This window comes from Pseudobutyrivibrio xylanivorans (assembly GCF_008935055.1).
Classification (GTDB): domain Bacteria; phylum Bacillota; class Clostridia; order Lachnospirales; family Lachnospiraceae; genus Pseudobutyrivibrio; species Pseudobutyrivibrio xylanivorans_A.
Window position 1 is genome coordinate 1,660,867 of record NZ_CP043028.1, and the last position, 26,138, is coordinate 1,687,004.

Genomic DNA, 26,138 nt, shown 5'->3' on the forward strand with positions numbered 1-26,138 from the left:
TCCTCCTTTTTGCCTTTGGCATTGGCTACTATTCAGGAGTTGGCTTAAACGTCACTAAAGCTTCCATACCTCCTCATTGGTGGTAGATACGGCAAGCACCCCATTATTTAGTGCGTTCATTACGTCATCTCTGTCTCCGATAAGACCTCCAGCTAAAACAGGCACCCTACTTGCCTGATTTACACGCTTGATAATCTTCGGAAGAACGATTCCCGGAAGAATCTCGATGACATCTGGCTGAGATACTCCGTGACGGTCTTGCTTCTCAATATTCACAAGAGCCATACTGTCGATTACGAAATATCTGAGCACTGTGTAAAGCCCCAACTCCTTTGCCCTTCCGATGAGATTCCCTTTGGTGGTGATGATTCCATCTGCCTGGGTGTTGTTTTTTATAAAGTCGACCGAAATTTCCTTGGTGTTATTCAAACCTGCAACCAGATCTAAATGAACCATGGCAAGCTTTCCTGCTGCTTTGATTTGCTCTACGATACCTGGAATCGTACAGACATCTCCATATAGAATGAAGATAATCTCACAGTCGGTAGCAATTGCCTTTTTCAATCCGCTGTCGTCTTTGATGGCTGCGATAACTGGATTTGCTTCCAGCTTTTCGATGAAGTCTCTATGCATTACTATTTATACTCCTTCAAATACCCCTATTTGTTTTAGGCACAAAAAAAGAACATGCCTAAAGATGCAAGAGCTCCAACTCTCGACACAGCCACATTCTCATCTCTCACGGGCATTTATTAACTTTTATGATTAAATGATACACGACATCTGAGTAAAATTCAACATAAATTTTTCACAGTCTAAACATTATCTGTACATAATTGCCCAATATTGTCATTGTGATATAATTAACGAACTGTAGGAATTGCATAAAATCAGGTTTTGTTAAAAGTTGCGTTTAAGATATTATAGACAAATGTGTGTAAAGGAAGGATTTGTGGAAACTAAAAAAGCAAGTTTTGATACCAAAACTTGCTTTTACGTCTATTGTTGGGAACTAACTATTGCATTGTATAAATCATTATATTCTTCAAATGCAGGATATTGTGGATAATCCCTCTTAATAGCATCTGTTGTTCTGAATAAGAAGCCCGCCTTTGAAGCTTCAATCATTGCAAGGTCATTAAAGCTATCTCCGCTTGCAATTGTCTCGAAACCGCAGGACTGAAGCGCTCTTACTGTGGTGAGCTTACTCTTTTCACAACGCATCTTATATCCTGTAATCTCTCCATTTTCTCCAACAACAAGTTCGTTGCAGAAGATAGTAGGCATGCCAAGCTTTTCCATAAGAGGTCCAGCAAACTGTGCAAATGTATCACTAATTATGACAACCTGACCATTAGCTCTGAGTTTATCTAAGAATTCCTTTGCTCCTGGGAGCGGGTCAATGGTTGCTATAGTATCCTGAATCTCTTTAAGACCTAGACCATGCTCTTTTAATATACCGATACGGTAATTCATAAGCTTGTCATAGTCCGGCTCATCTCTGGTTGTTTTCTTAAGCTCTGGGATTCCACTCGCTTCAGCAAATGCAATCCAAATTTCTGGAACAAGTACACCTTCTAAATCTAAGCAAGTAATATACATAACATCTCTCCTATAGTACGCAGTTACAGCAACAAGCATTAGCTATCTCCGTTCAGCATGGAAAGCTTGACTTGAGATATCTATAAGCTTGATGCCTACCGCTCATTTAAAAACCTGTATTCATTAACTAGTTCATAAATTTTATACGACTAATACATGCGAATTACACTAATGATTCCGCCAAGTGCTGCGCTACGCTCGGCAAATTCTGCTTCAGACATCTCAGCTGTGATGAAGCCCACCTCATTATCTAAGTCAAGAGTTGAGTACTCAACCTCTTCAAATTCATTTTCAATATTTGACTGAAGAGCTGATGTTCTTACAAAGAATCTATGCTTCTCCTTAGTTGGATTTGCAAGTTCAAGCTTTTCGTCACTCCATCCAAGCTTGATGTATTTACCTGGATTTCGTGCAAGGAATACCATATCTCCAACAACAGCGGATGCTGTAGGAAGCGCCCCAGCGCCTGCACCATAGTACATAGACTCACCAAGCATGTTTCCCCTTACCGATACAGCATTCATAACACCCGAAACATGATAAAGCATGCTATCTGGCTTTACAAGGAAAGGAGCAACACGACATGCGTATGTATCGCCAACCTTTATACTGTGTGCAATAAGCTTAATGCTACGGCCCATAGCCTTGGCATATTTGAAATCTGTCGATGAAATCTTGCTGATACCCTCAGTTGGGATATCATTGAAGTCAACATTTTTACCTGAAACAAGAGAAGTAAGAATTGCGATTTTTCTGCAGCTATCATGACCTTCAACATCAGCAGTTGGATCCTTCTCAGCATAACCAAGGCTCTGTGCCTCAGCAAGGATTTCAGCATAGTCGCTTCCGAACTGTTCCATGTTTGTAAGCATATAATTAGTGGTTCCATTACAAATAGCAGACATTTCCTCAATCACATCACCTGTAAGACAGGCTGTGAGAGTTCTGATAATAGGAATACCTCCGCCAACGGCAGCTTCAAAAACGAAGTTAACATTATTTTTCTCAGCTACCTGCATAAGCTCAGCACCCTTGTCCGCAACAAGTGCTTTATTGGAAGTTGTGACTGATTTGCCAGCCTCCAACATAGCTTTCACAAAGGTAAATGCAGGCTCGACACCGCCCATAGTCTCAACAACGATTTTAACATCTTTATCCTTGACTATTTCCTTGTAATCCTTAACAAAAAGTTTCTCGTTTGGGTCACCTGGGAAATCTCTAAGATCAAGAATATATTTAAGCTCAAGTGGCTCACCTATTCTTTCTGCCAAGACATCCTTGTTTGTCTCAAGAACCTTTGCTACGCCGGAACCTATAGTTCCATAACCCATAATTGCTGCTTTCATCCTGTTGTCACTCCCTTGCTAAAATTTTTACATAATGAACACCATCAAAGGCCTCGATAGCTGTCACAAGATCAGAAAAATCTCCTGAATCTTCAAGCACGTCCACCGAAATAGTAAGGGTGGCAAAGCCATTGACTGGAATACTTTGATGTATAGTCAAAATATTCACATGGAAGTGAGCCATCTCATCTAGTACTCTCGAAAGAATTCCAGGCTCATCCTCCAACTGGATGACCATATTGATTGTCTTTCCCTTTGTATCCTCATGGAACGGGAAAATGTCATCCTTGTACTTATAAAATGAGCTACGGCTTATGCCAACTATTTCTGTAGCCTCCTGAACTGAGTCACATTTGCCAGTGTCCAAAAGCTTCTTAGCGGCAACAACCTTTAGCAATACTTCTGGTACAGCTTTCTCTTTTAAAACAAAATAGGTAGTCTTCTCTGCCATATCTCCTCCATAAGTGTCTTTCGCACAAATACATTTGTGCGCTTTCAGAAGATGATAACATTAAATACTACCTAATTTCAAGTCAAATCATAATATAATTATCGCAGCCACCAAGAACTCCTTGTTCCCGCAGGGCCCCCCTCATACCTTCGCTAGGCAACTTTCCGCTCCGCGGCGCCCTCCTAGCTTGGCATGATACTTCCCTGTTCGCGCTTGCCAACACAATTTGGCCGCTTTTAATTAATTGTATTTATTTACTTTTATTCATCTGCGCTGGTGCCGCGGTCTGGGCAGCCGAGAGAAAGCCACTTCAAATACGCATTCATAAATGGAGTTAGCTTACCATCAAGGACAGCATCTGCATTACCTGATTCCTCACCAGTACGAAGGTCCTTGACCATAGTGTAAGGTTGGAGAACGTAAGAGCGGATCTGATTTCCCCAACCGATTTCTGAGACCTCTCCACGAATTCCACTAGCTTTAGCAGCGTTTTCCTCCTGCTTCAAAAGAAGAAGCTTGGTTTTCAACATCTGCATTGCCTTATCCTTGTTTTGGAACTGGCTTCGCTCATTCTGACAAGTTACCACAATTCCAGTAGGGAAGTGGGTAATACGAATAGCTGAGCTGGTCTTATTAATATGCTGACCGCCCGCACCAGATGAACGATAAGTATCGATTCTGATATCTTCATCACGTATTTCAACATCAACGTTCTCTTCAATATCAGGCATAACATCGCAGCTTGCGAAAGAAGTCTGTCGCTTGCCCTGTGCATTAAATGGCGAAATGCGGACCAAACGGTGAATACCTTTTTCAGATTTCATGTAGCCATAGGCATTCTCACCATTAACCTGGAATGTAACAGACTTTATACCCGCTTCATCGCCTTCCTGATAATCAAGCTCTTCAACTCCAAAGCCCATATCACCAGCCCAGCGACTATACATACGATATAGCATCTGAACCCAATCGCAGGCTTCCACACCACCTGCTCCAGAATGAAGAGTAACAATGGCGCTATCACCATCATATTCTCCTGAAAGGAGAGTCTTCATACGAAGAGTCTCCAAGTCATTTTCAAACTCTTCAATAAGAATTCCAACAGTCTCAACAATTTCTTCATCCTCTTCTTCATTGCCAAGATCGATGTAATCCTCTATTTCTTTATATAAATCCTCAAGCTTATCAATTACAGCCACGTCGTCCTTCATGGACTTAAGCTCTTTCATTTTGGCTGTAGATGCAGTTGCATCCGTCCAAAAGTCTGGAGCTTCCATCTCACGCTCAAGTTCTTCTATGCGTGCTTTCTTGGCTGCGACGTCAAAGTGAATCCCTCACTTCCGTCATAGAATTTTTTTGCGACGTAAGTCGCTGTTTGAACTGATCAAGTTCTATCACGAAATCACCTCTTTTCATAATCCGCCTGTTACGGCTACAAGCATTAGAGTCTCTCAGACTCGGCTACAAAAAGCCTCGCTAGAGAGCCCTAATAGCTTGATGCCTACAGGCTCATCTATAAACCTAGTTACTTATTAGTTGATTTTACTCTACTTACGTAACACTTCTAACGCTTTTTGGATTTGGTTGTCGAGATCGACGCTGTAGGTGTCGTCTTCACCGCCCATAAACTCGTATTCAAGCTCGATGTCTGGCTTGATTCCTTTTCCGTGTATGCACTCTCCACTTGGTGTATAGTAAGTCTGTGTGGTCAGCTTAAGAGCTGAACCGTCTGTAAGCGGAATAGTCGACTGAACAATTCCCTTTCCAAATGTATTGGTACCGATTATTGTACCATAATCAAAGTCTCGGATGGCACCTGTAAAAATTTCTGCTGCAGAAGCAGTATTTTCATTAACAAGGACTACCATCGGTATATTCTTTGATGAAGCATCATCTGAACGATAATCCTCTCGCTCTCCAGCTTTATCCATAGTATAAACAACGGTTCCATCTGGGAGAAGATAATCAAGCATCTCAACAACAGAGTCCAAGAGACCGCCGCCGTTATTTCTCATATCAAAGATTACTGAAGTCATTCCCTGATTTTCCAAATCCTTGTATGCATCCACAAAATCTCTGTATGTATGCTCTGTAAACTGAGATACAACGATATATCCAACATTTCCCTCAAGCATCTGATGCTCAACAGTTGGTGTAGCAATCGATGCACGGGTGCAAACTACCGTCTGCTCCTCGCCATCTCTTGAAATAACCAGCTCTACATCTGTTCCTTCTTCACCGCGTATGTGCTGAACAAAAGTATCTAGCCCTTCATCAGTTGCAAGATTTCCATCTGCTGAAACGATATAATCACCGGCTAAAAGTCCCGCCTTTTCTGCAGGTGTTCCAGCATAAACCTTTGTTATTGTAACAGCACCTGTCTCGGCATTCTTCTGAAGCAGTGCTCCTATTCCAGCATAATTACCAGTCAAGGTAGACATTAAATCCTCATACTCCTCGGCAGTATAATACTCAGAATATGGGTCATCAAGGCTTGCAACAACGCCCTTATAAATTCCATTCACAAGGTCATTTGAATCAACATCCTGATAATAATAGTTCTCTATAATAGAAATAATTGTGCTGAGTTTTGAGCCAGAAGTCTCGCCCTTTTGAAGATTATCAAGAACCTCTTCAGAAGGTTTTTCCTGCACCATAAACTGACTTCCAAATACACTAAGCAGTGCAACTGCAGATATTATGCCACCAATGATTAGACCAAGAATTGCAGCTAGAACTACCGGCCATTTCTTTCGATTTGGTGCTGGGGTAGGTACATCCACTACATTTTCAGGAGCATCGTAATAATAAGTGTATTCTTCATTTTCATTGTTTTGCATAGCTGATAAGCCTCCTTAAATAAACTAAGAAGTGCCTTTAATCCAAGGCACTCCCTAAAATGTCTTCGCTATTAAAATTTAAACTAAACTCTTAAATGCTTATGCAAGGTCACACGAGAACCAACCCAGCCAATACCAATTCCTAAACAAAGAGAAATAGGAACCAATGTCCTAAAAATTGTCTCAACTGGAATGAATGAAACCATGTTGCTGAGGAAATTAAACTCTGAACTTGCATATTCCACAACCTTTCCATATATAAAGAACAGAAGCACAAGTGGAATAATTGAGCCTATCAATCCGATGAAAATACCCTCTACAACGAATGGTGCTCTAACAAATGCATCTTTAGCACCGATAAGCTTCATGATAGCAATTTCTTCTCTTCTGACTGAGATACCAACCATAACAGTATTGCTGATCAAGAAAACTGATACCGCTAAAAGAAGCGCAACAATTGCCATAGAAACAATTGTAATAGCTTTGTTTACATCTGTAAGAGTCTTGGCTGCCACCTCTGACTGATTTACCTGGCGAACACCATCAAGTCCTTCAAGGAAAGACACCAGGGTAGGTTGCATCGAAACATCATTAAGATAAATCTCGTAGTTTGCTGAATTTGCAAGTGGGTTATCATCAGCAAAGCCCGCTGCAAGTTCGGCGTTTCCTCCGAAATACTCTTCCTGATAATCTGCCCAAGCCTGCTCTGCAGATACATAATTATATTTCGAAACTTCAACTCGCTTTTTAATCTCTTCACCGATTTCGTCAATTCGCTGTTGGGTAATACCCTCATCAAAAAAGACAGTTACAGCAACACCCTCTTCTGCAGTCTTTACCATTGACTGAAAGTTGGTACCAAGTGAGTAAAAAATTCCAAACAGGAAAATGCAGGCTGTCATTGTAGCGATCGATGCAAGCGAGAACATCTTGTTACGCCATACATTTTTCAATCCCTGTCCAATATTGTAAATATGCGTACTAATCTTCATAGTTGTCACCTCCAAAGTCGTCAACTACCACGCCCTTTTTGATGGTGATAACTCTTTTATTCATAGCTCTGACAATTTCCATATTATGGGTAACGACAACAACAGTGGTACCTCTTTGATTAATCTCTTCCAAGAGACGCATGATTTCCCAAGTGTTATCGCTATCAAGATTTCCAGTAGGCTCGTCAGCAAGAATAATCTTCGGCTCATTGATAAGAGCACGGGCTATTGCAACTCGCTGCTGTTCTCCTCCGGAAAGCTGACTAGGTCTGGACTTGTACTTTGCAGCAAGACCAACCAATGACAGAATAGCTGGAACCTTCTTTTTGATTTCGCGATTCGAAGATTCTACAACCTTCATAGCGAATGCAACATTTTCATAAACATTTCTATCAGGCAGCAGTCGGAAATTTTGGAAGACTACTCCAACATTCCTTCGATACATAGGAATTTTTTTGTGGGTAACCTTCTTTAAATCCTGACCATTGATATATATCTTGCCCTTCGAAGGCTCAAGTTCCTTTAAAAGCAATCTAATAAGGGTAGATTTACCCGAACCACTATCTCCAACAACAAAAACAAATTCGCCTGGATCAATGTGAATAGTGACATCCTCAAGAGCCGGCTTGCCAGCCTCGTAGGATTTACTAACATGATCTAATCGTATCAATTCAATACCTCTTTCTAATTAGAACTTTTCACTTTCCATGTACTTCATGTATTTTACAACCATGAGTGCAATCTTGAAGGTGATTGCATCCTCGAATACACGTAGGTCAAGACCAGTGCTCTTCTCGAGCTTGTCCAAACGATACACAAGAGTATTTCGGTGGATGTATAGCTGACGAGATGTCTCTGAAACATTCAAGCTGTTCTCAAAGAACTTGCTGATGGTTGTAAGTGTTTCCTCATCAAAATCGTCAGGTGATTTATTCTCAAAAATTTCAGAAATAAACATTTTGCAAAGTGGAATTGGAAGCTGATAAATCAGACGTCCTATACCAAGCTGTGAATATGCAATGACATTCTGGTCATTGAAGAAAATCTTGCCAACGTCCATAGCCATTGAAGCCTCCTTGTATGAACGGGAAACCTCTTTTATTTCTCCGACTATTGTACCATAAGATACACGGACTTTTTTATCGTCTTTATCATGAAAAGCGTCGATAATTACTGCCGCAATTTTGTCTATTTCGTTGTTTGAATCATTTTCACCCAGTTCTTTAACAACGATAATGTTGCGCTCATCAACCGCAGTAACAAAGTCTTTGTTCTTTCCACCAAAAACAGAGCGTACTCTGTCGAGTTCATCGCCATCCTTTTCTGGACCAACCTCAACAATCATAACTACTCGTCGTGCAGCGATATCCACATGAAGCTTCTTAGAACGGTTGTAGATATCAACCAAAAGAAGATTATCAAGAAGAAGGTTCTTGATAAAGTTATCCTTATCAAAGCGCTCCTTGTAAGCAATCATTAACTCCTGAATTTGGAAAGCAGCAATCTTACCAACAGTAGATGCCTCTTCACTATCTCCAACAGCTAAAATAACAAACTCCAACTGTTGGTCATCAAAAACCTTGAAGAAATGACAGCCCAAAGCAACCTGACTCTCAGCCTCAGATGCAGCAAAGACTGCTACCGAATCCGAATATTGTGTAGTATCGCCAAAAGTGGCTGCACACATAACCCCATCTGAGTCCATTACCGCTAAATCTATTTTAGTAAGCTGATGTAATCCCTCTAAAGTATTTTGCATAATTTGATTCGAAATCATATCGAATACCTCCTGCCTGTCTATGCAATATCAACAATCAAAAAAGCTCTTTTTGCATACAAATTCACATAATCTATTGCTATTCTAATATAAATAACCAAAAAATGAAATAGTAAACTTACATTTTATTATGCACATTTACAACTATAATAAAATACTCATGGTTATGGAGCTTTTGTGAAGTGACAAACAATGTGGTTTATTGTCTGATAATACCCACTTTTATCAGATATATTTTACTCACTTCCAAAGTCAAGTATTTTTAGCAATTTAACCACTTTTGTCACTTTAAGACAAAACACTTGTTTATAAAAATTGTGGATAACTTTTCTAATCCGTTCACAATTATTGTGGATAAAGTGGATAACACGTTTACAAGTCCATTTTTTCGTGTTTAAATTGTGAACATTTGTTGATAAAATATTGCATTTCCACAGCTTAAGAAATTATATTCATCTTTAACAAAGAGTCTATTTGTGCACAATTATCTAAAAATATCCAATATCTAAAAATATTATTTTCTGACAATTCGCATCAATTTCTGCCTTCTACTACAAAAAAGGCACCACCTAAGTGATGCCTAAATATCTAAATATCGGACTAGAAAATTCTTCTGATTGCAAGAATTGTCTTGTAGTTTACATTTGAATATGTGATACCAGTTCTCTTATTTGATGCATGGAGAAGTGTTCCATTTCCAGCATAAATACCAACGTGACCAGAATAACATACGATATCACCTGGCTGCATCTCATCATAAGATACACCATAACCAACGCTTCTCATTGCACTTGATGAATGTGGAAGGCTGACGCCGTATGCTGAATAACAACTCATTACAAAACCTGAGCAGTCTGTTCCGTTTGTAAGAGATGAACCACCATATACATATGGGTTACCAACAAACTGAGAACCGTAATTAACAACTGCGCTACCGCCTGAACCCGATGGTGAAGAGTAGCTCTTGCTTGAAGAACTGCCCGATGACTTTGATGATGACTTTGACTGGCTCTTTTCAGTAGCCTTCTTTGCTGCTTCCTGCGCAGCCTTACGCTCTGCCTCTTCCTTTGCTAATCGAGCTTCCTCAGCTGCCTTTGACTCAGCAACTGTGAAATCAGTAGAAAGAGTTACATAGTCTGTGCTGACATAACCCTCGCCATCATTACAAGTAACCTTTACCCAACCATCGCTAGCAGTGGACTCATCGATAACAACAAGATCGTCGCCCATTGGAAGAAGATCAAGAACAGATGAATCCTTTGAAGCTGACTCTCTAACCTTAAGAGTAGTTGTGGTAACTGTAGCAAGACGCTTTGAAACCTTCTTTGCAAGCTCCTCATCGTTCTGAACTACGTACTCGCTCTTTACATAACCTGTCACATCACCAGATGTAATCTTAAGCCAAGTGCCATCAGCAGCATCAACTGTCTCTGAAACTGTTGCAGCTGAATTGTTGTATAACTTTCCAACATACTCGCTTTCTGCTGAAGCCTGCTCACGGATATAAACATAATTATCAACCTGAGCAATAGCAATATTCTCGTATGGATTTGCCTCTGTAGAAGAAACTGCCTCTGCACCATTATCAGCAAGCTGGGTTTCAGCTGCAATAATAGTTGCATTAGCTAACATATCATTAACTGAAAGCTGAGCACCTGCAAATGCAGTGTAATTAGTAGTCTCTAAAACTCCAGTAGCACTGGAAAGTGCACTGACACCGGATGTAGCAGTAGCCGCATCCGAAGTAAGGGATATACTAGAAACAACGACGCAAGCAGCAAGTGTGTAGCTAACAACTTTTGTCATTTTTGAATTCATTTTGTAATAAAACCTCCAATTTGTTACAACTTTGTTACAACATTGAACATTATATATTCTATCTTTTATCCTGTCAAGCCCCATTGTTATACGCTTGTCCACACGTTTATCATCATGCGAGAATTTGTAACATTTGAGAAAAAAGGGACAACGTAACTATTTTTGTAAAAACCGTTCGATTGAAGTTATGGCATTAGCACCATCTGCAGTAGCTGTAATCACCTGTCGAAGTTGCTTTGTACGAACATCTCCAGCAGCAAAAATTCCAGGAATTGAAGTAGTACATGTCTCATCTGCTTTTATATAGCCTGCTTCATCCATCTCTGGCAAACCTGCAATTGAATTTGTATTAGGAACATTTCCAACGGCAATGAAAACACCATCTACCGAAAGCTCATTCATCTGCCCGGACTTTCTATTCTTTAATAGAAGTGATTCTACACTATCCTTACCATTAATTACCTCAACAGTGGTATCGTAAATAATCTCAATTCTCTCAGAAGACTTCACCTGCTCTTGAAGTACAACCGCACCTCTGAACTCGTCCCTGCGATGAATTAGATAGACCTTTGTGCAGAAGCGTGAAAGATAAATCGCATCCTCCAACGCCACGTCTCCACCGCCTACGACAGCAACGACTTTATCCTTAAAGAAGGCTCCGTCGCAGGTCGCACAATAGGAAACACCCATACCAGAAAATTCTTCCTCTCCAGGACAACCAAGCTGTCTGTTGGTAGCACCGGTGGCAAGAATTACAGTTCTGGTTTCGAAGGTAGCCTTCTTGGTGACAAGCTCCTTGATGCCACCTTTATCCACAATAGATGTAACACGACCACGAGCAAACTCAACTCCAAGCTTTTCACAGTGCTGACGCATGGCTATAGCCAACTCCTCACCGGTCACACCTGGCATTCCAGGATAATTATCAATCTCATAGGTGCTAAGAATCTGTCCACCGCTGATGGAACTAGTATCTAAGACAAGAATATTTCTTCCTGCTCTCTTGCCATAGATAGCCGCAGAAAGTCCTGCCGGCCCTGCGCCTACAACTATAATGTCATAAATCATCATTATTCTCCGAAAGCAATGTTATTTTGTGGCAATAGCCTCTGCCTCCAAAAGAACATCCTTTGGAATTCTGGCAACTTCAATACACGAACGTGATGGATAAGGCTGTGGGAAATACTTTGCATACACCTCATTGATTGCAGCAAAATCTTCCATATTCTTGATGAATACTGTTGTCTTAACAACATTAGCCATAGATGTGCCTGCGGCCTCTAACAAAGCCGACATGCTCTTGAAAACACGGTCTGCCTGAGCTGCTGCACCTTCTGGAATCTCTCCTGTGGCTGGATCAACTGGAATGATGCCTGATGTATAAACCATTCCGTTGACTTCTACAGCCTGAGAATATGGGCCGATTGCAGCTGGCGCCTTGTCTGTAGAAATTACATTTTTCATAGCATTACCTCCTGTTTAGCCCGCTTGTTACGCTCACAAGCCTTGGTATTGCTACGCTCTGCATAGAAAGCGCCGCTAAAGCAATACCAAGAGCTTGATAGCTACAAGCTCACTAAAAATATTTCTACGCCTATAAATAGTAAACCTATTATAACATATAATTTACGACTCGCTACGACGAATTTTGCCATCGTTCAAAGTTATTTTTCGTTCCTTGTATAAACGGCCTACAGCACGCTTGAATGCAGCCTTTGAAAGACCGGTTTCACGCTTGATAACTTCTGGAGATGCCTTCTCAGAAAATGGAAGAACACCAGCATAGCTGTCGATCAGCTGAAGAAGCGCCTCCGCATCATCTTCCATCTGCACGTATGCCTTATCACGAATTGTAACGTCGCACTTACCATCCTCTTTGATACCAGTAATGCGAACCATAATAACATCACCTATACGATACTTTGAAACATCCTCGTGACGGGGAATCATTGCAGAGTATTTGTCTTCAAGTGCAACGAAGGTTCCAAAATCATGACCGAACTCATAAATTCTTGCTTCAATCTCCTCTCCCACCTGATATGGTGGCTTCTTAGAAAGAAGTTCATATATGCCTTTCATACTTGCACAGAGACGTTCACTCTTGTCGATATATACCCTCACAAGAATCTCGTCTCCCTCCGATGGCTGACGAGTCATCTCCTTGAATGGTAAAAACAAATCCTTTTCAAGTCCCCAGTCCATAAACGCTCCCACTTTATTAATCTGGCTTACAGAAAGAACGCCAAACTTACCAAGTGTAAGCTTTGGAATATTGGTTGATGCGATAAGTCTGTCTTTTGAATCCTTATAAACAAAAACTGACACCTCATCACCAGACTTTGCATCCTCTGGAACCTGCTTCTTCGGTAGAAGAACACGCTGCTCCCCATCGGTGAGATAAACACCGAATTCTACCTTCTTTTCAATTTTAAGCTTCTGAATTTCACCTAATTTCATTATTTGTACTCCACAATTGTATAAACATCGTCATCCTTCATAAGGACAACCTGGTAACCTTGTTCTAATTCTACCAAATAAACCTCAAGTTCATCAAACAGCATTGCCGCCTTTTTGTAATTAACCAGTATGGTAGAAAAATCTTCCCTTGGAAGAAATCGTCTTGTCACATCAATATAGAAAGAATTATTCATGTGACTATTAGTATCTATGTGGTTTTCATTTACTGTGAAATGTCCCACTAATTTGCCATCATTATTGTATCTAAGCTTGTTACGACCGAACTCAAACTTTGGTCTGTCCGGATCTTCTGGATATGCTTCAATAATTTCATCCGTAAGTCTTGCTGGTCTAAGATTTTCTAAATCCATCAGTACCCAGAGAGAATCAGCATACACCAACAGCTCTCCCGACTCCGACTCGATTGTATAAATACGACGAGCCATCATCCCCCTAACCTGGTATGGGTATGTGGAAACCACTATGCGCTCCATGTATTCAGGCATCCTGTTGATATGAATCTCATAGGATGTGACAAACCAGCCACGCTTCTTTGGAGCCAGATATCTAACACCTACACCCACATCATCTGAGTGAAAACAGCTACAGTCCTGCATGTAATTAACTAAATCAAAATATGTGAGATTAAGCTTAGAATCCACTTCGCTATAGCTTACTCTGGAATTGTACTTATACATTTTCCCTCCATCACTGTAATCCGACTTGTTACGCTCTCAAGCCTCATCTAATACTTGCAATTGCAAAACTAATCATATTTCTCCATATACGAAAAATGGACCTAAGCTATTCGCTTAGGTCCTAAGAGCTGGCCCACAAGGATTCGAACCTTGAAATGACGGAGTCAGAGTCCGTTGCCTTACCATTTGGCGATGGGCCAATGTCTTTCGCGTTTGCTTTGCTTTGCCGCGTCAACGAATGTTATTATACGACCTGTTTTCAAAAAGTGCAAGTACTTTTTTCAACTTTTTTAAAATTTTAATAGATTTCCATTTAGAATATCATAGCGTATCTCATCATCCCAGGTAATTACTGCGTTTCCAGCAGTTTTATCTGCAATCAGTTTCCCAACATTTTCTACCATTTCTGTTGGAACTACAGAAGAAATATTTACATCAGCCCCAAATTCAGTATTTAAAATTGGAAGATTATTATCTCGCAATACGTATTCAATCTTTCCATAGCCATTGTAATCTGTAGAAATTGAGCATGGCATTCCCGTTTTAGGGGCAAGAATCTGACAATTCTTCAAACCTTCCTGAACTGTAGCCTGATAAGCACGTACGAGTCCACCTGTTCCAAGAAGGACTCCACCAAAATATCTTGTGACAACAACTACACAGTTATGAATATTCTCACGTAATAAAACATCAAGCATTGGTCTGCCTGCAGTTTGAGCAGGTTCACCATCATCATTACAGCGGGTAATTTCATTATTCTGGCCAATCACAAAAGCTGAGCAATTATGTCTTGCATCCCAAAATTCTTTTTTCTTTCCATTAATAAATGCGACAGCTTCTTCCTCTGAAGTAACCGGTGCAATATGTGCGATAAAGCGAGATTTCTTTTCTTCGATTTCACCTGTTCCGCCTTGATATATGATTTTGAATTCTTTTTCCATTTTGCTCTTGCCTATAATTTCCTATATAATAAAGTGTTACTTCATTATATAGGATAATTTTGATATAATGAAGTCTAAATTGGAGGTTATTATGAATTACGGAAAAGAAAATGCAGCTAAGCAATCAGCCCAGCTGACAGGACGTAGAAAGCGAAAGCGCCACAGCGCCGGACTCGCTATTATCCGTATCTTTTTGATATGTATTGTTTCTGTCGTAATTGCAAGTGGCATAATTGCTTACCTCTACGCAAAGAACCTTATAGACCAGCTACCAGATGTATCCACTATCGATATTTCTCCGACAGGGTACATGAGTAAGGTATACGACTCTAACGGAATTGAAATAGAAACTTTGGCATCAACTGGTGCCAACAGAACTTACGTTACTTTAGATCAGATTCCAGAAGATTTGCAGCACGCATTCGTAGCAATTGAGGACGAGCGTTTCTACGAACACAACGGTGTGGATGTTCAGGGTATCATCAGAGCCGCTGTTAAAGGTGTGATGAATGGTTTCGATTTTTCTCAAGGTGCAAGTACCATTACCCAGCAGTTATTAAAGAATAACTATTTCACTACCTGGACTTCGGAGCACACCTTCGCTGACAGCTTGAATCGAAAAATTCAGGAACAATATTTAGCAGTACAGCTTGAAAAAATCGTAAAGAAATCTGTTATTTTAGAAAACTACCTTAACAGTATCAACCTTGGACAGAATACACTGGGTGTACAATCAGCTGCTGAAAGATACTTTAACAAATCAGTTTCAGAGCTTACCCTTTCTGAGAGTGCTGTAATTGCCAGTATCACACAGAATCCTACAAAATATAATCCTATTTCCCGTCCTGAGGAAAACGCCAAGCGTCGCAAGAAGTGCTTAAACCACATGCTTGAGCAGGGATATATCACAAAAAGTGAGTACGAAGAGGCATTAGCAGATGATGTATACGGAAGGATTCAGGTGTTGAACACTGAGCTTTCTACTTCATCCACTTCATACTTTGTAGATGCCCTTACGGATGAAATCGTCGCTGATTTGCAGAACAAACTCGGTTACAACGAGTCAGAGGCATACTCATTATTATATTCAGGTGGTCTTTCAATTTACTCTACACAGGACTCCAATATACAATCCATAGTGGAAGAGGAAATTAACAACACTGATAATTATAACAAGATTGAGAAGGTATCCTTCTCTTACCGACTGACAATCAACAAGGCCGATGGTTCTACAAAGAATTATTCAGACACCACAATGCTTTCTTATTATCAGTCAAGCAATAAAGACTACAACTTGGAATTCGAGTCAGAGGAAGCTGCTGCCGAGGCAATTGAAACATACAAGGCAGCCATCATGGAAGAGGGTGACACCATTGCAGGTGAATCTGTCACATACACCCTCCAGCCACAGGCTGCAATGACAATCATTAATCACTCTACTGGAGAGGTTGTTGCAATGGTCGGCGGACGCGGCGATAAAACAGCTGCAAAGACACTGAACCGCGCCACAGGCATTAAACGTCAGCCAGGTTCCACCTTCAAGGTTATCGCTTGCTATACAGCGGCTCTTGATGCCGGAGGCATGACACTTGCTTCTGTTGAAAACGATATGCCAACCACTTACAGAGATGGTACATCTCTTAAGAATTACAATAATACTTACCTTGGCTGGACTAATATTCGAACCGCTATCACAAACTCAATTAACGTTGTTACGGTTGAAGTCATGGGTGATATCGGTACAAGTCTCGGCTATCAATATGCAAAAGATTTGGGTATTACCACCCTTACAGATGGCGATAATAACCAGGCTCTCGCCCTTGGCGGAATCACAAATGGTGTTACAAACCTTGATTTGACTGCTGCTTATGCAACCATTGCCAACGGTGGTGAATACAACACGCCAATCTTCTACACAACAGTTGTTGACCATCAGGGAAATATAATTCTTGATAATAGAGAAAACACTTCTAAGAGAGTGCTAAAAGAAACTACTGCATGGCTTCTTACAAGCGCTATGCAAGATGTTATGACTGCTGGAACAGGTAAGGTTGCGAACTTCGAAGGAATGACTGTGGCAGGAAAATCAGGTACCACAACAAAGAACCGCGATACTGTATTTGCAGGCTTCACACCATATTATACAGGCGTTATCTGGGGTGGATATGATGATAATACCCCACAGAGCTACACAACTTATTCAAAGGTAATTTGGAAAGCTGTAATGAGCAGAATCCACTCAGGATTAGCTAACAAGAGTTTCAGCCAGCCATCAGGTATTGTAACTGCTCAGGTATGTAAGAAATCAGGAAAACTTGCCATAGCAGGTGTTTGCGACTGTGATCCAAGAGGTTCAATGGTATATACAGAATATTTTGAAGAAGGTACGCAGCCTACTGAATATTGTGATCACCATTATCTTGGAAATGTTTGTACAGAAACTCACATGTTTGCCAACTCTGAATGCCCACATTACACTGGCGTCTTTATAATCGGAGCTGCTGCAGGCAGTGAAGATGAACCATTTGGTGTTAATCCAACTACCTTTGGACAATATTGCCCTATCCATGGTGGTGAACCACTTCCAAATAGTGGCACCTTTGGTGGCAGTGCCGGCGGCGGAACCACTAGCGAAACTAGCGGCGACGTACAAATACAAGTAATTGGCGGCGAATAAAAAATGCGTAAAATAAGCCCCTGGTAGCTAGTCAAGCTCTTGGTGTTACTCAAGCGAAACATGTTCGTTGAGCGGAGTAATACCAAGGCTTGAAAGCGTAACCGGGGGCTTTTTGTTACCTTTTTATACTTCGAAGATCATATCGCCATAGCTAGGCATTGGCCATGATTCCTTATCTACAATCATTTCAAGTGCATCTACAGGTCTGCGAAGATTATCCATAGCCTTCACAACTTCATCATGATAATAGTTTGCCTTCTCACAGCTTGAAACCTTCATAGAGTATGCTTTCTCATTTGTCTCTTTAAGTGTAACAAGTGCATCCTTAGATTCACGAAGAAGATTAGAAAGCTTAATCAGAAGCTCCTTCTGTGTGCTAACATCTGCCTCTGGGCAGGCATCAGAGATGGTACCAATAGAAAGACCAAGCTCTGTTGCATAGCTGATTACAGCAGGAATAATCTGCTTAGAAGCCATATCTATCATTGTGCGAGCTTCAATGTTAATAGACTTGATGTACTGCTCGTACTCGATTTCTGCACGTGACTCAAGCTCAACCTTTGAGAATACACCAAACTTTTCAAACATATTAACAGTAGCATCTGTTGTAAGAGCTGGAATAGCCTCTACAAGTGAATTGATGCTCTTTAAGCCTCTCTTCTCAGCTTCCCTAATCCACTCTTCACCATATCCATTTCCATTGAATACGATGCGCTGATGTTCGATAGCAAGCTTCTTAATCATGTCATGAACAGCCACATCAAAATCTTCTGCCTTCTCAAGAACATCGCATGCCTCACAAAGTGCTTCTGCCATGATTGTATTGAGAACTACATTTGGCTCACCAACTGAATCCTGTGAACCTGGCATTCTGAATTCGAATTTATTTCCAGTAAATGCAAAAGGTGATGTACGGTTTCTATCTGTAGCATCCTTTCTAAAATCTGGAAGGGTTTTAACACCTGTAGCAAGCTTCTCACCCTTCTTTGATTTAGTTGCTGTACCAGTTGAGATAAGCTGTGTAAGCACATCCTCAAGCTGCTCTCCAAGATATACAGAAATGATAACTGGAGGTGCCTCATTTCCGCCAAGACGATGGTCATTACCAACATCAGCTGCAGATTCACGAAGAAGGTCTGAGTGACGGTCTACTGCTTTTAAAACAAGACAAAGAACAAGTAAGAACTGGATATTCTCGTGTGGCGACTTTCCTGGCTCAAAAAGATTGATTCCATCATCTGTAACAAGTGACCAGTTGTTGTGCTTACCAGAACCATTTACGCCATTGAATGGTTTCTCGTGAAGCAGACACTGGAGGCCATGGCGGTTAGCCACTTTTCTAAGTGTCTCCATAATAATCTGGTTATGGTCAACTGCAACATTACACTGTGCATAGATTGGTGCAAGCTCGTGCTGTGCTGGTGCAACCTCGTTGTGCTGTGTCTTAGATGAAACACCAAGCTTCCAAAGCTCAATATTTACATCACGCATATATGCCTCAATTCGCTCAGGAATAGAACCAAAGTAATGGTCGTCCATCTCCTGTCCCTTAGGTGGCATAGCGCCGAAAAGTGTGCGACCTGTGTACATTAAATCCTTGCGTGCAAGATACATCTCACGGTCGATAAGGAAGTATTCCTGCTCTGCACCAACTGAAGGAGTAACACGCTGTGATGTGGTGTTACCAAATAATCTGAGGAGACGAATTGCCTGCTCAGAAAGAATCTCCATCGAACGAAGAAGTGGTGTCTTTTGATCGAGAGCCTCGCCTGTATAAGAGCAGAAGGCTGTTGGAATGCAAAGTGTAGCTCCGGCAGCATCCTGTCTAACAAAAGCTGGAGATGTTGGGTCCCAAGCAGTATAGCCTCTAGCCTCGAATGTGGCTCTAAGACCGCCTGAAGGGAATGACGATGCATCTGGCTCACCCTTGATTAATTCCTTACCTGAAAAGCTCATTAAAACCTTCCCTGATGGCAATGGAGCAGAAATGAATGAATCATGTTTTTCTGCAGTAATACCAGTAAGTGGTTGGAACCAATGTGTATAGTGAGTAGCGCCCTTTTCGATTGCCCATTCTTTCATCTCATGAGCGATGACATCAGCTGTCTCTAAATCTAGTTCTTTACCCTCAGAGATAGTCTGCTTAAGCTTCTGATAGGTCTTCTTTGGGAGGCGTTCCTGCATAACAGTGTCATTGAAAACATTCTCACCAAAGATGTCTGCCACATTAAAATATTCTTCCATTAATCATGTATCCTTTCACGCAAAATAACAAAATAATAGAAAAGACAACCAGCGATTGTCCATTGCCGATTGTCTTTTCCAAAGCTCATGTGAGAGCTAAATAATCATAATTAATTAAGCCTTTCCAACTGATCCGAAAAGCTCCATCTTTTCTTTTACTGTAGCCTTGATAGCATCTGTACCAGGAGCTAAGAGCTTACGTGGGTCAAATCCCTTGCCCTCAAGATCCTTACCAGCCTCAACGTACTTACGTGTAGCATCAGCGAATGAAAGCTGGCACTCTGTGTTAACGTTAATCTTTGATACGCCAAGCTCGATAGCCTTCTTGATCATGTCTGCTGGGATACCTGTACCACCATGAAGAACGAGTGGCATAGCACCTGTCTTCTGCTGGATAGCGTCAAGTGTCTCGAATGAAAGACCAGCCCAGTTCTCTGGGTACTTGCCGTGGATGTTACCAATACCAGCTGCAAGCATATCAACGCCAAGGTCAGCGATTGTCTTGCACTCTTCTGGATCAGCGCACTCGCCCATACCTACGACACCGTCTTCCTCACCACCGATTGAACCAACTTCGCACTCGATAGAAAGGCCAAGCTGATGAGCTACGTGAACGAGCTCTGTAGACTTAGCAAGGTTCTCCTCGAATGGATAGTGTGAACCATCAAACATGATAGATGTGAAACCAGCCTTAATGCACTTGTAACATCCTTCGTATGTACCGTGATCAAGGTGAAGTGCTACAGGAACTGTGATTCCAAGCTCCTCGTCCATAGCCTTAACCATAGCTGCTACAGTCTTGAAGCCTGTCATGTACTTACCAGCGCCCTCAGATACACCAAGGATTACTGGAGAGTTGAGCTCCTGAGCTGTAAGAAGAATGGCCTTTGTCCACTCAAGGTTGTTGATGTTAAACTGACCAACTGCATAGTGGCCTGCTTTTGCCTTATCAAGCATTTCTTTTGCAGAAACTAACATAGAATTATCCTCCATATTCTCGTTATTAGGTTTTAAACCCTATCTAAACGAAATTTTAGCATAAGCTAAATTTCTATTCAATAGCAATTTCCAAGGCGTGTCCCTCGTCCTTAATCACTACAACGTCGTGTTTTCCACCAAACTCGCCATCTAATGTCCATGGTACTACATCAGTGCTTATGAACTTGATTTCGCTAGTCTGGAAAGCATAAACCATTTCCGAATCAGGAATAATGCCTGTCATAAATCCAAGAATTTCGTTTAATTCGATTGGATTACGAGGCATTTTAATAAGAGTAACCTCGAATACACCATCGTTCAATCCTATATCGCCACGAATGATTCCCTGGAAGCCTCCAACTGATTTAGAGTTGGTAATCATTCCATAGATAAATTCGTCGTAAATAACATTGCCTTCGTATTCCACCTGCATTCTGAAAGACGGAATATCGCGAAGCTGCTTTGCTCCTTCAATTATATAAGCTGCATGTCCTAGAACATTTTTTAAATCCTGAGGGGTAGCATAAGAAACTTCTGTAAAAATACCAAATGCAGCAACGTAAACGAATGAATCTGAGTTAAATCTTCCGATATCACATGGAAATAGATGATCAGATACACTTATACGCGCTGCATTTATCATGTTCTTATCTATACCAAGGGAATTACCGAAATCATTTGTGGAGCCAGCCGGAATATATCCAATTGGCTTTCTCTCTTCCAGAGGGAGCTGCATCATACCTGTGACAACCTCGTCAAGGGTACCATCTCCTCCAGAGCAAACGATTCTATCAAAATTCCCTGCCTGTTCAATTGTCTGAACTGTAGCATCACCACCAGCCTGTGTAACATGTACACTAACCTGGTAGTCTGCCTTAATCATAATGTCTAAGATGTCAGCAAGATGTTCTTTTATCTGCCCCTTGCCTGAGCGTGGGTTCACTATAAATAATAATCTCTTTGACATATATCCCTCGAAAAAAATTATTTTGTAAGGAAATCAGAAAGCTCAGCTACTGCTTTTTCCTCATCATCACCTGCTGCATCGATAACAACGTGTGAACCAGAAGATAATACCAAACTCATCATTCCCATAATACTCTTAGCATTTACCTTTTTCTCATCCATCTCAAAATAGATTGAGCTTGAAAATCTATTTGCTAACTGAACTAAGTGTGCTATAGGTGTAGCTTCCATTGAATTTGACATCTGAATAGTAACTTCTTTTTGCATGACGTCCTCCTGAATATCTAATAAAACCTAACGCTGGCTTATAATCCCTCTGCTATTGCTGCCAGCTTTTTGAACCTGTGATTCACCCCTGATTTTCCTATAGGTGGTTCAAGCATTTCTCCCAAATCCTTGAGCGGTGTATCAGGATACCTCAGCCTTACCCTAGCAATCTCTTCCAATTGAACTGGAAGATTTTCTAACCCGAGTTTTTCATCAATCAGATTTATTTGCTCAATCTGACGAACTGCTGCTCCCACGGTCTTGCCAATATTGGCTGTCTCACAGTTAACCTTACGGTTGATAGTGCCACGCACTTCTTTCACAACTCGAATATTTTCCAAATCCATGACAGAATGAGCAGCCTCCATAACACGGAGGATTTCCACAATCTGGGCACCTTCCTTTAAATACACAACGAACTTACCATTTCTTTCAACTGATTTGGCACCTACTTCGAAGGTATTCATTGCTCTTTTTATCATTTCAGCCTGAGCAACGGTATTGCATACTATCTCGAAATGATAACCCTTATTTGGATCTGAAATCGAACCTGCTGCCAAAAATGCTCCTCTTATGAAGGCTCGTTTACAACATGACTGTTGAATAACGATGTCTTCAGCAAGCTGACAATCATCTGTAAGCTTAAGCATTTTTTTAGTCTCAAAAAAGACATCGGCAGTAATAGCGGTGACATCTTTTCCTATATTACGTGAATTTTTTAATAAAGTAAAGACTTTTCTATTTAATTGGTCTTCCGAAATAGTTTTAAAACTATCCGCATCCTGTAGCATAAAGATTGCTGCAAGCTCAGCAACAGTACAATGTCTGCTCTTCGGAAGGACCTGAAAAAGTTCTTCTTTTACATTCTTTGAAAATGACAATTACTTTCCTCTCAGAGCATCCTTTCCGATATCACGGTGCTCTATTTTAAGTCCGTAAGACTCGTCTCCATTTAGTGCTTCAAATATTTCATCAGCAAGGCATACTGAACGATGCTTCCCCCCAGTACAACCCACTGCGATAACAAGCTGATTCTTTCCTTCTTTAATATAGTTAGGAATCAGGAACTTGATAAGGTCAGTCGTTTTATCTAAAAATGTCTTGGCCTCATCATATTTCAGAACAAAGTCCTTAATAGGCTGGTCATTACCAGTGAATGGTCTCAATTCCAAGTCATAGTATGGATTTGGAAGGAATCTGACATCGAATACCAAGTCGGCATCCTCTGGGATTCCGTATTTGAAACCAAAGGAAATAATGGTAACAAACAAGCTCTTATATTCTGCATCTTCTACAAAGATTTTTTTAAGCTCCTCTTTAAGCTCTCTTGTAAGAAGATGAGTAGTATCGATAACATAATCAGCCTCATCACGAAGAAATCCGATAGATTGTCTTTCCTCTTTGATACCAGCTGCAATTCTCTCTCTGCCTGAAAGGGGATGATTTCTTCTGGTCTCCTTGTATCTTTTTACAAGGACATCATCCTCAGCATCGAGAAATAGTATAGAAAATCGCTTCTCAGCCCCGTCTAATTCTTGCAATATATCCGGCAAAAGCTTCATTGCCGTGCCATTACGCACATCAATTCCAACTACAATTTTCTTCTCAAAGGTGCCACTGTCAGCCAATTCCACAAAGCTCTTAAGTAATTGTACAGGCAAATTATCGACACAATAATAACCCATATCCTCTAGCATTTTAAACGCGGTATTTTTACCTGCACCTGACATTCCTGTAAGAATTAGTAGCTTCAATTGATATTCCTCCCAACAATTCGAACCTCTGGAGTAAGATGAACTCCAAAGCTTTCATATACCTTTGCATCAACATCCTTCATTAGCTGAAGAACATCGGCAGCTGTAGCTTCTGATTTGTTTACCACAAATCCACAGTGCTTTTCAGAGACCTGCGCGCCTCCTACAGTATAGCCTCTTAGTCCCGCATCATCAATAAGCTTTCCTGCAAAATATCCTTCAGGACGCTTAAAGGTTGAACCAGCGCTTGGGAAATTAAGTGGCTGCTTCTCAATACGCTTTTTACGTATATCATCTATTTGAGCCTTAATAGCAGCCTTATCTCCATGCTCAAGTCTGATTCTTGCACTAAGAACAACAGCCGGATTTTCCATAAGAGCAGAATGCCTATAGGATAAATTCAAATCCTCACATGAAATGGTTTTAACCTCGCCTTCTGCCGTCAAAATATTGGCTTCTATCAAAACATCCTTTATTTCTCCGCCGTAGGCTCCCGCGTTCATATAAACAGCTCCACCCATGGAGCCTGGAATTCCTGATGCAAATTCTAATCCTGAAAGTCCAGCATCTGCCGCCCTACTAGCCACAGATGAAAGCATTGCACCAGCCTCTATCGTGATAATCTCATCATCAATAATAATATCACTGGCATTCCTGCCCATAGAAATAACAACACCTTCGATTCCATCATCTGAAACCAAAAGATTGCTGCCATTTCCAATCACCATAAAAGGCACACTGTTATCTTTCAAATAAGCAATAAGAGGAACCATCTGAGAAATAGATGGCTCCACATAAATATCTGCCGGACCACCAATTCTGAAGGTGGTGTGCTTCTTCATTGGTTCATCAAGAAGAAACTCCACCTCAGAAAAATTTGTCCGCAAATCATTATATAAATCTAACTTAGAAAACTCTTTATGCATACTTAATAAATGCCTCGTATCCTAACAATGCTTCGTATAAATCAACCTTTGAGATGATTTCACATGGAGCATGCATTGAAAGAACTGCAACACCTGAATCAATTACCTGCATGTTATAGTTGCCCATGATGTACGCGATTGTTCCGCCACCACCCTGATCAACCTTGCCAAGCTCAGCTGTCTGCCAGCATACATTATCCTTATCCATGATAGCTCTAACCTCTCCAACATACTCAGCACTGGCATCGTTAGAACCGCTCTTACCGCGTGCACCTGTGTACTTGTTGAATACAAGACCACGTCCAAGATATGCCGCATTATTCTTCTCAAAAGCTGATCCATAGTTTGGATCAAAAGCTGCAGAAACATCTGATGAAAGTACTTTACTGTTTGTAAGAGCTCGACGAAGCTTAAGTTCTGAATAATCGCCAAGGAGATTATAAATCTCAGCAACAGTGTTCTCAAAGAACTTAGACTGCATACCTGTTGCTCCTACAGAGCCAATCTCTTCCTTATCTACAAGAAGTGCACAAGCAGTCTTTGCAAGCTTCTTTGTAGTGTTGAGAAGTGCCATAAATGAAGGATATGCACATACTCTATCATCATGACCGTACCCTAAAATCATAGAACGGTCAAAGCCAAAGTCTCTTGCTGCACCTGCTGGAACTACTTCGATTTCAGCAGAAATGAAATCCTCTTCCTCGATATCGTACTTTTCCTTTAAAAGCTTAAGGATGTTATTCTTTACAGCATCCTTTTCTTTCTTTCCCTTCTTGTCGAACTCAGGGATACCACCAACGATAATGTTGAGATCTTCACCTTCAACAACCTTAGCACCCTTCTTGTCCATCTGGTCAGCCGCAAGATGGATAAGCAAATCAGAAATACCAAATACAGGATCTGAAGTGTCCTCTCCAACGTTAATCTTTACTGTAGTGCCGTCCTTCTTTGCAATTACACCGTGAAGTGCAAGTGGAATAGTTACCCACTGGTACTTTTTGATTCCACCATAATAATGAGTATCAAGAAGAGCAATGTCTGTATCCTCATATAATGGATTCTGCTTTAAATCCATACGTGGGCTGTCGATGTGAGCGCCAAGAATGTTAAGACCATTCTCTAAAGCTTCTGTTCCGATGTTGAATACAGCAAGCATCTTACCCTTGTTAGCTGCGTATACCTTATCTCCAGCCTTAAGCTTCTTGCCCTCCACGATAAGTGTCTCAAGGTTTACATATCCAGCAGCTTCTGCCTTCTCAATAAAGAAATCTACGCATTCTCTTTCTGTCTTGCAATCTGAGAGGAACTGTCTATAATCCTCACCGAATGCCATAACTTTTTCCATGTCTTTTTCTGAAGTGTACTTAGACCATGCATTAATACGTTCCATTAAAAATAACTCCT

The 26,138-nt window shown here is 40.9% G+C and carries 24 protein-coding genes and 1 tRNA gene; 1 reads left to right on the plus strand and 24 read right to left on the minus strand.

Annotated features, from left to right (window positions below; translation table 11 throughout):
* Positions 1 to 54 precede the first annotated feature (54 nt).
* The 16 genes from FXF36_RS07555 to FXF36_RS07630 form a co-directional block, all read right to left on the minus strand.
* Complete coding sequence (locus FXF36_RS07555; protein ID WP_151623190.1) at positions 55 to 633, minus strand: glycerol-3-phosphate responsive antiterminator; 579 nt, start codon at positions 631 to 633, stop codon at positions 55 to 57.
* A 366-nt stretch (positions 634 to 999) separates the two neighbouring features.
* On the minus strand, positions 1,000 to 1,602 hold the full coding sequence (gene thrH / locus FXF36_RS07560) for a bifunctional phosphoserine phosphatase/homoserine phosphotransferase ThrH (RefSeq protein ID WP_151623191.1): 603 nt from the start codon (positions 1,600 to 1,602) through the stop codon (positions 1,000 to 1,002).
* Between the two features lie 149 nt (positions 1,603 to 1,751).
* The gene (locus FXF36_RS07565) at positions 1,752 to 2,948 is read right to left on the minus strand and encodes a homoserine dehydrogenase (protein ID WP_151623192.1); all 1,197 of its coding nucleotides are present in this window, start codon (positions 2,946 to 2,948) and stop codon (positions 1,752 to 1,754) included.
* Positions 2,949 to 2,955: 7 nt separating this feature from the next.
* Positions 2,956 to 3,399 (minus strand): ACT domain-containing protein, encoded by a 444-nt coding sequence (locus FXF36_RS07570; RefSeq protein ID WP_151623193.1) that lies wholly within the window; start codon positions 3,397 to 3,399, stop codon positions 2,956 to 2,958.
* A 260-nt stretch (positions 3,400 to 3,659) separates the two neighbouring features.
* Positions 3,660 to 4,797, minus strand: a protein-coding gene (gene prfB / locus FXF36_RS07575; RefSeq protein WP_151625725.1) for a peptide chain release factor 2 whose coding sequence is annotated in 2 segments (ribosomal slippage) — positions 3,660 to 4,721 and positions 4,723 to 4,797 — 1,137 coding nt in all. Because the reading frame shifts where the segments join, the coding sequence is not laid out codon by codon here.
* A 149-nt stretch (positions 4,798 to 4,946) separates the two neighbouring features.
* Positions 4,947 to 6,239, minus strand: a complete 1,293-nt coding sequence (locus FXF36_RS07580; protein WP_151623194.1) for a S41 family peptidase — start codon at positions 6,237 to 6,239, stop codon at positions 4,947 to 4,949.
* Positions 6,240 to 6,322: 83 nt separating this feature from the next.
* On the minus strand, positions 6,323 to 7,231 hold the full coding sequence (ftsX, locus tag FXF36_RS07585; RefSeq protein ID WP_151623195.1) for a permease-like cell division protein FtsX: 909 nt from the start codon (positions 7,229 to 7,231) through the stop codon (positions 6,323 to 6,325).
* Positions 7,221 to 7,901: a cell division ATP-binding protein FtsE gene (gene ftsE, locus FXF36_RS07590; RefSeq protein WP_151623196.1), complete on the minus strand. Its 681-nt coding sequence runs from the start codon at positions 7,899 to 7,901 to the stop codon at positions 7,221 to 7,223. The genes ftsX and ftsE overlap by 11 nt, the downstream gene beginning before the upstream one ends.
* Positions 7,902 to 7,919: 18 nt before the next feature.
* Positions 7,920 to 9,008, minus strand: coding sequence for a PucR family transcriptional regulator (locus FXF36_RS07595; protein ID WP_151623197.1), 1,089 nt, complete (start codon positions 9,006 to 9,008; stop codon positions 7,920 to 7,922).
* Positions 9,009 to 9,608: 600 nt separating this feature from the next.
* Positions 9,609 to 10,826, minus strand: coding sequence for a C40 family peptidase (locus FXF36_RS07600; RefSeq protein WP_151623198.1), 1,218 nt, complete (start codon positions 10,824 to 10,826; stop codon positions 9,609 to 9,611).
* 156 nt (positions 10,827 to 10,982) lie between these two features.
* Positions 10,983 to 11,900, minus strand: coding sequence for a thioredoxin-disulfide reductase (gene trxB / locus FXF36_RS07605; protein WP_151623199.1), 918 nt, complete (start codon positions 11,898 to 11,900; stop codon positions 10,983 to 10,985).
* Between the two features lie 15 nt (positions 11,901 to 11,915).
* A complete protein-coding gene (locus FXF36_RS07610) occupies positions 11,916 to 12,290 on the minus strand; it encodes a RidA family protein (protein WP_151623200.1) in 375 nt (124 codons plus the stop codon).
* Positions 12,291 to 12,452: 162 nt separating this feature from the next.
* A complete protein-coding gene (locus FXF36_RS07615) occupies positions 12,453 to 13,283 on the minus strand; it encodes a CvfB family protein (protein ID WP_151623201.1) in 831 nt (276 codons plus the stop codon).
* Complete coding sequence (locus tag FXF36_RS07620) at positions 13,283 to 13,981, minus strand: acyl-[acyl-carrier-protein] thioesterase (RefSeq protein ID WP_151623202.1); 699 nt, start codon at positions 13,979 to 13,981, stop codon at positions 13,283 to 13,285. The genes FXF36_RS07615 and FXF36_RS07620 overlap by 1 nt, the downstream gene beginning before the upstream one ends.
* Before the next feature lie 128 nt (positions 13,982 to 14,109).
* Positions 14,110 to 14,181 (minus strand) — tRNA-Gln (locus FXF36_RS07625).
* Positions 14,182 to 14,271: 90 nt separating this feature from the next.
* Complete coding sequence (locus FXF36_RS07630) at positions 14,272 to 14,922, minus strand: YigZ family protein (RefSeq protein ID WP_151623203.1); 651 nt, start codon at positions 14,920 to 14,922, stop codon at positions 14,272 to 14,274.
* Positions 14,923 to 15,013: 91 nt separating this feature from the next.
* On the opposite strand from FXF36_RS07630, the gene FXF36_RS07635 reads away from it, so the two are divergent.
* Positions 15,014 to 17,599, plus strand: coding sequence for a transglycosylase domain-containing protein (locus FXF36_RS07635; protein WP_151623204.1), 2,586 nt, complete (start codon positions 15,014 to 15,016; stop codon positions 17,597 to 17,599).
* A gap of 123 nt (positions 17,600 to 17,722) precedes the next feature.
* Here the strand turns inward: FXF36_RS07635 and FXF36_RS07640 are convergent, their stop codons facing one another.
* From FXF36_RS07640 to FXF36_RS07675, 8 genes are all read right to left on the minus strand, one after another.
* Positions 17,723 to 19,843, minus strand: a complete 2,121-nt coding sequence (locus FXF36_RS07640) for a glutamine synthetase III family protein (RefSeq protein ID WP_151623205.1) — start codon at positions 19,841 to 19,843, stop codon at positions 17,723 to 17,725.
* 114 nt (positions 19,844 to 19,957) lie between these two features.
* A complete protein-coding gene (gene fba, locus FXF36_RS07645; RefSeq protein ID WP_151623206.1) occupies positions 19,958 to 20,821 on the minus strand; it encodes a class II fructose-1,6-bisphosphate aldolase in 864 nt (287 codons plus the stop codon).
* 73 nt (positions 20,822 to 20,894) lie between these two features.
* Entirely contained in the window at positions 20,895 to 21,788 is an 894-nt protein-coding gene (locus tag FXF36_RS07650) for a diacylglycerol/lipid kinase family protein (RefSeq protein ID WP_151623207.1), read from the minus strand.
* Between the two features lie 17 nt (positions 21,789 to 21,805).
* Positions 21,806 to 22,054 carry an HPr family phosphocarrier protein gene (locus FXF36_RS07655; RefSeq protein ID WP_151623208.1) on the minus strand — a complete coding sequence of 83 codons (249 nt, stop codon included), beginning with the start codon at positions 22,052 to 22,054 and terminating at the stop codon, positions 21,806 to 21,808.
* 38 nt (positions 22,055 to 22,092) lie between these two features.
* Positions 22,093 to 22,935 carry a DNA-binding protein WhiA gene (gene whiA, locus FXF36_RS07660; RefSeq protein WP_151623209.1) on the minus strand — a complete coding sequence of 281 codons (843 nt, stop codon included), beginning with the start codon at positions 22,933 to 22,935 and terminating at the stop codon, positions 22,093 to 22,095.
* Positions 22,936 to 23,808 (minus strand): RNase adapter RapZ, encoded by an 873-nt coding sequence (gene rapZ / locus FXF36_RS07665; protein WP_151623210.1) that lies wholly within the window; start codon positions 23,806 to 23,808, stop codon positions 22,936 to 22,938. It abuts the gene before it with no gap.
* Complete coding sequence (gene murB, locus FXF36_RS07670) at positions 23,805 to 24,734, minus strand: UDP-N-acetylmuramate dehydrogenase (RefSeq protein ID WP_151623211.1); 930 nt, start codon at positions 24,732 to 24,734, stop codon at positions 23,805 to 23,807. The genes rapZ and murB overlap by 4 nt, the downstream gene beginning before the upstream one ends.
* A complete protein-coding gene (locus FXF36_RS07675; protein ID WP_151623212.1) occupies positions 24,727 to 26,124 on the minus strand; it encodes an aminopeptidase in 1,398 nt (465 codons plus the stop codon). Before FXF36_RS07675 ends, murB begins: the two co-directional genes overlap by 8 nt.
* Positions 26,125 to 26,138: the final 14 nt, after the last annotated feature.

Excerpts from the sequence above, each read along its gene's own strand:
- murB (WP_151623211.1), bottom strand. The coding sequence starts at position 24,734 with ATGCATAAAGAGTTTTCTAAGTTAGATTTATATAATGATTTGCGGACA.
- FXF36_RS07620 (WP_151623202.1), bottom strand. The coding sequence starts at position 13,981 with ATGTATAAGTACAATTCCAGAGTAAGCTATAGCGAAGTGGATTCTAAG.
- FXF36_RS07675 (WP_151623212.1), bottom strand. The coding sequence starts at position 26,124 with ATGGAACGTATTAATGCATGGTCTAAGTACACTTCAGAAAAAGACATG.
- FXF36_RS07595 (WP_151623197.1), bottom strand. The coding sequence starts at position 9,008 with ATGATTTCGAATCAAATTATGCAAAATACTTTAGAGGGATTACATCAG.
- FXF36_RS07555 (WP_151623190.1), bottom strand. The coding sequence starts at position 633 with ATGCATAGAGACTTCATCGAAAAGCTGGAAGCAAATCCAGTTATCGCA.
- FXF36_RS07640 (WP_151623205.1), bottom strand. The coding sequence starts at position 19,843 with ATGGAAGAATATTTTAATGTGGCAGACATCTTTGGTGAGAATGTTTTC.
- FXF36_RS07580 (WP_151623194.1), bottom strand. The coding sequence starts at position 6,239 with ATGCAAAACAATGAAAATGAAGAATACACTTATTATTACGATGCTCCT.
- thrH (WP_151623191.1), bottom strand. The coding sequence starts at position 1,602 with ATGTATATTACTTGCTTAGATTTAGAAGGTGTACTTGTTCCAGAAATT.
- FXF36_RS07600 (WP_151623198.1), bottom strand. The coding sequence starts at position 10,826 with ATGAATTCAAAAATGACAAAAGTTGTTAGCTACACACTTGCTGCTTGC.
- FXF36_RS07650 (WP_151623207.1), bottom strand. The coding sequence starts at position 21,788 with ATGTCAAAGAGATTATTATTTATAGTGAACCCACGCTCAGGCAAGGGG.
- FXF36_RS07630 (WP_151623203.1), bottom strand. The coding sequence starts at position 14,922 with ATGGAAAAAGAATTCAAAATCATATATCAAGGCGGAACAGGTGAAATC.
- FXF36_RS07610 (WP_151623200.1), bottom strand. The coding sequence starts at position 12,290 with ATGAAAAATGTAATTTCTACAGACAAGGCGCCAGCTGCAATCGGCCCA.
- ftsX (WP_151623195.1), bottom strand. The coding sequence starts at position 7,231 with ATGAAGATTAGTACGCATATTTACAATATTGGACAGGGATTGAAAAAT.
- FXF36_RS07570 (WP_151623193.1), bottom strand. The coding sequence starts at position 3,399 with ATGGCAGAGAAGACTACCTATTTTGTTTTAAAAGAGAAAGCTGTACCA.
- FXF36_RS07655 (WP_151623208.1), bottom strand. The coding sequence starts at position 22,054 with ATGCAAAAAGAAGTTACTATTCAGATGTCAAATTCAATGGAAGCTACA.
- FXF36_RS07615 (WP_151623201.1), bottom strand. The coding sequence starts at position 13,283 with ATGAAATTAGGTGAAATTCAGAAGCTTAAAATTGAAAAGAAGGTAGAA.
- fba (WP_151623206.1), bottom strand. The coding sequence starts at position 20,821 with ATGTTAGTTTCTGCAAAAGAAATGCTTGATAAGGCAAAAGCAGGCCAC.
- FXF36_RS07635 (WP_151623204.1), top strand. The coding sequence starts at position 15,014 with ATGAATTACGGAAAAGAAAATGCAGCTAAGCAATCAGCCCAGCTGACA.
- FXF36_RS07565 (WP_151623192.1), bottom strand. The coding sequence starts at position 2,948 with ATGAAAGCAGCAATTATGGGTTATGGAACTATAGGTTCCGGCGTAGCA.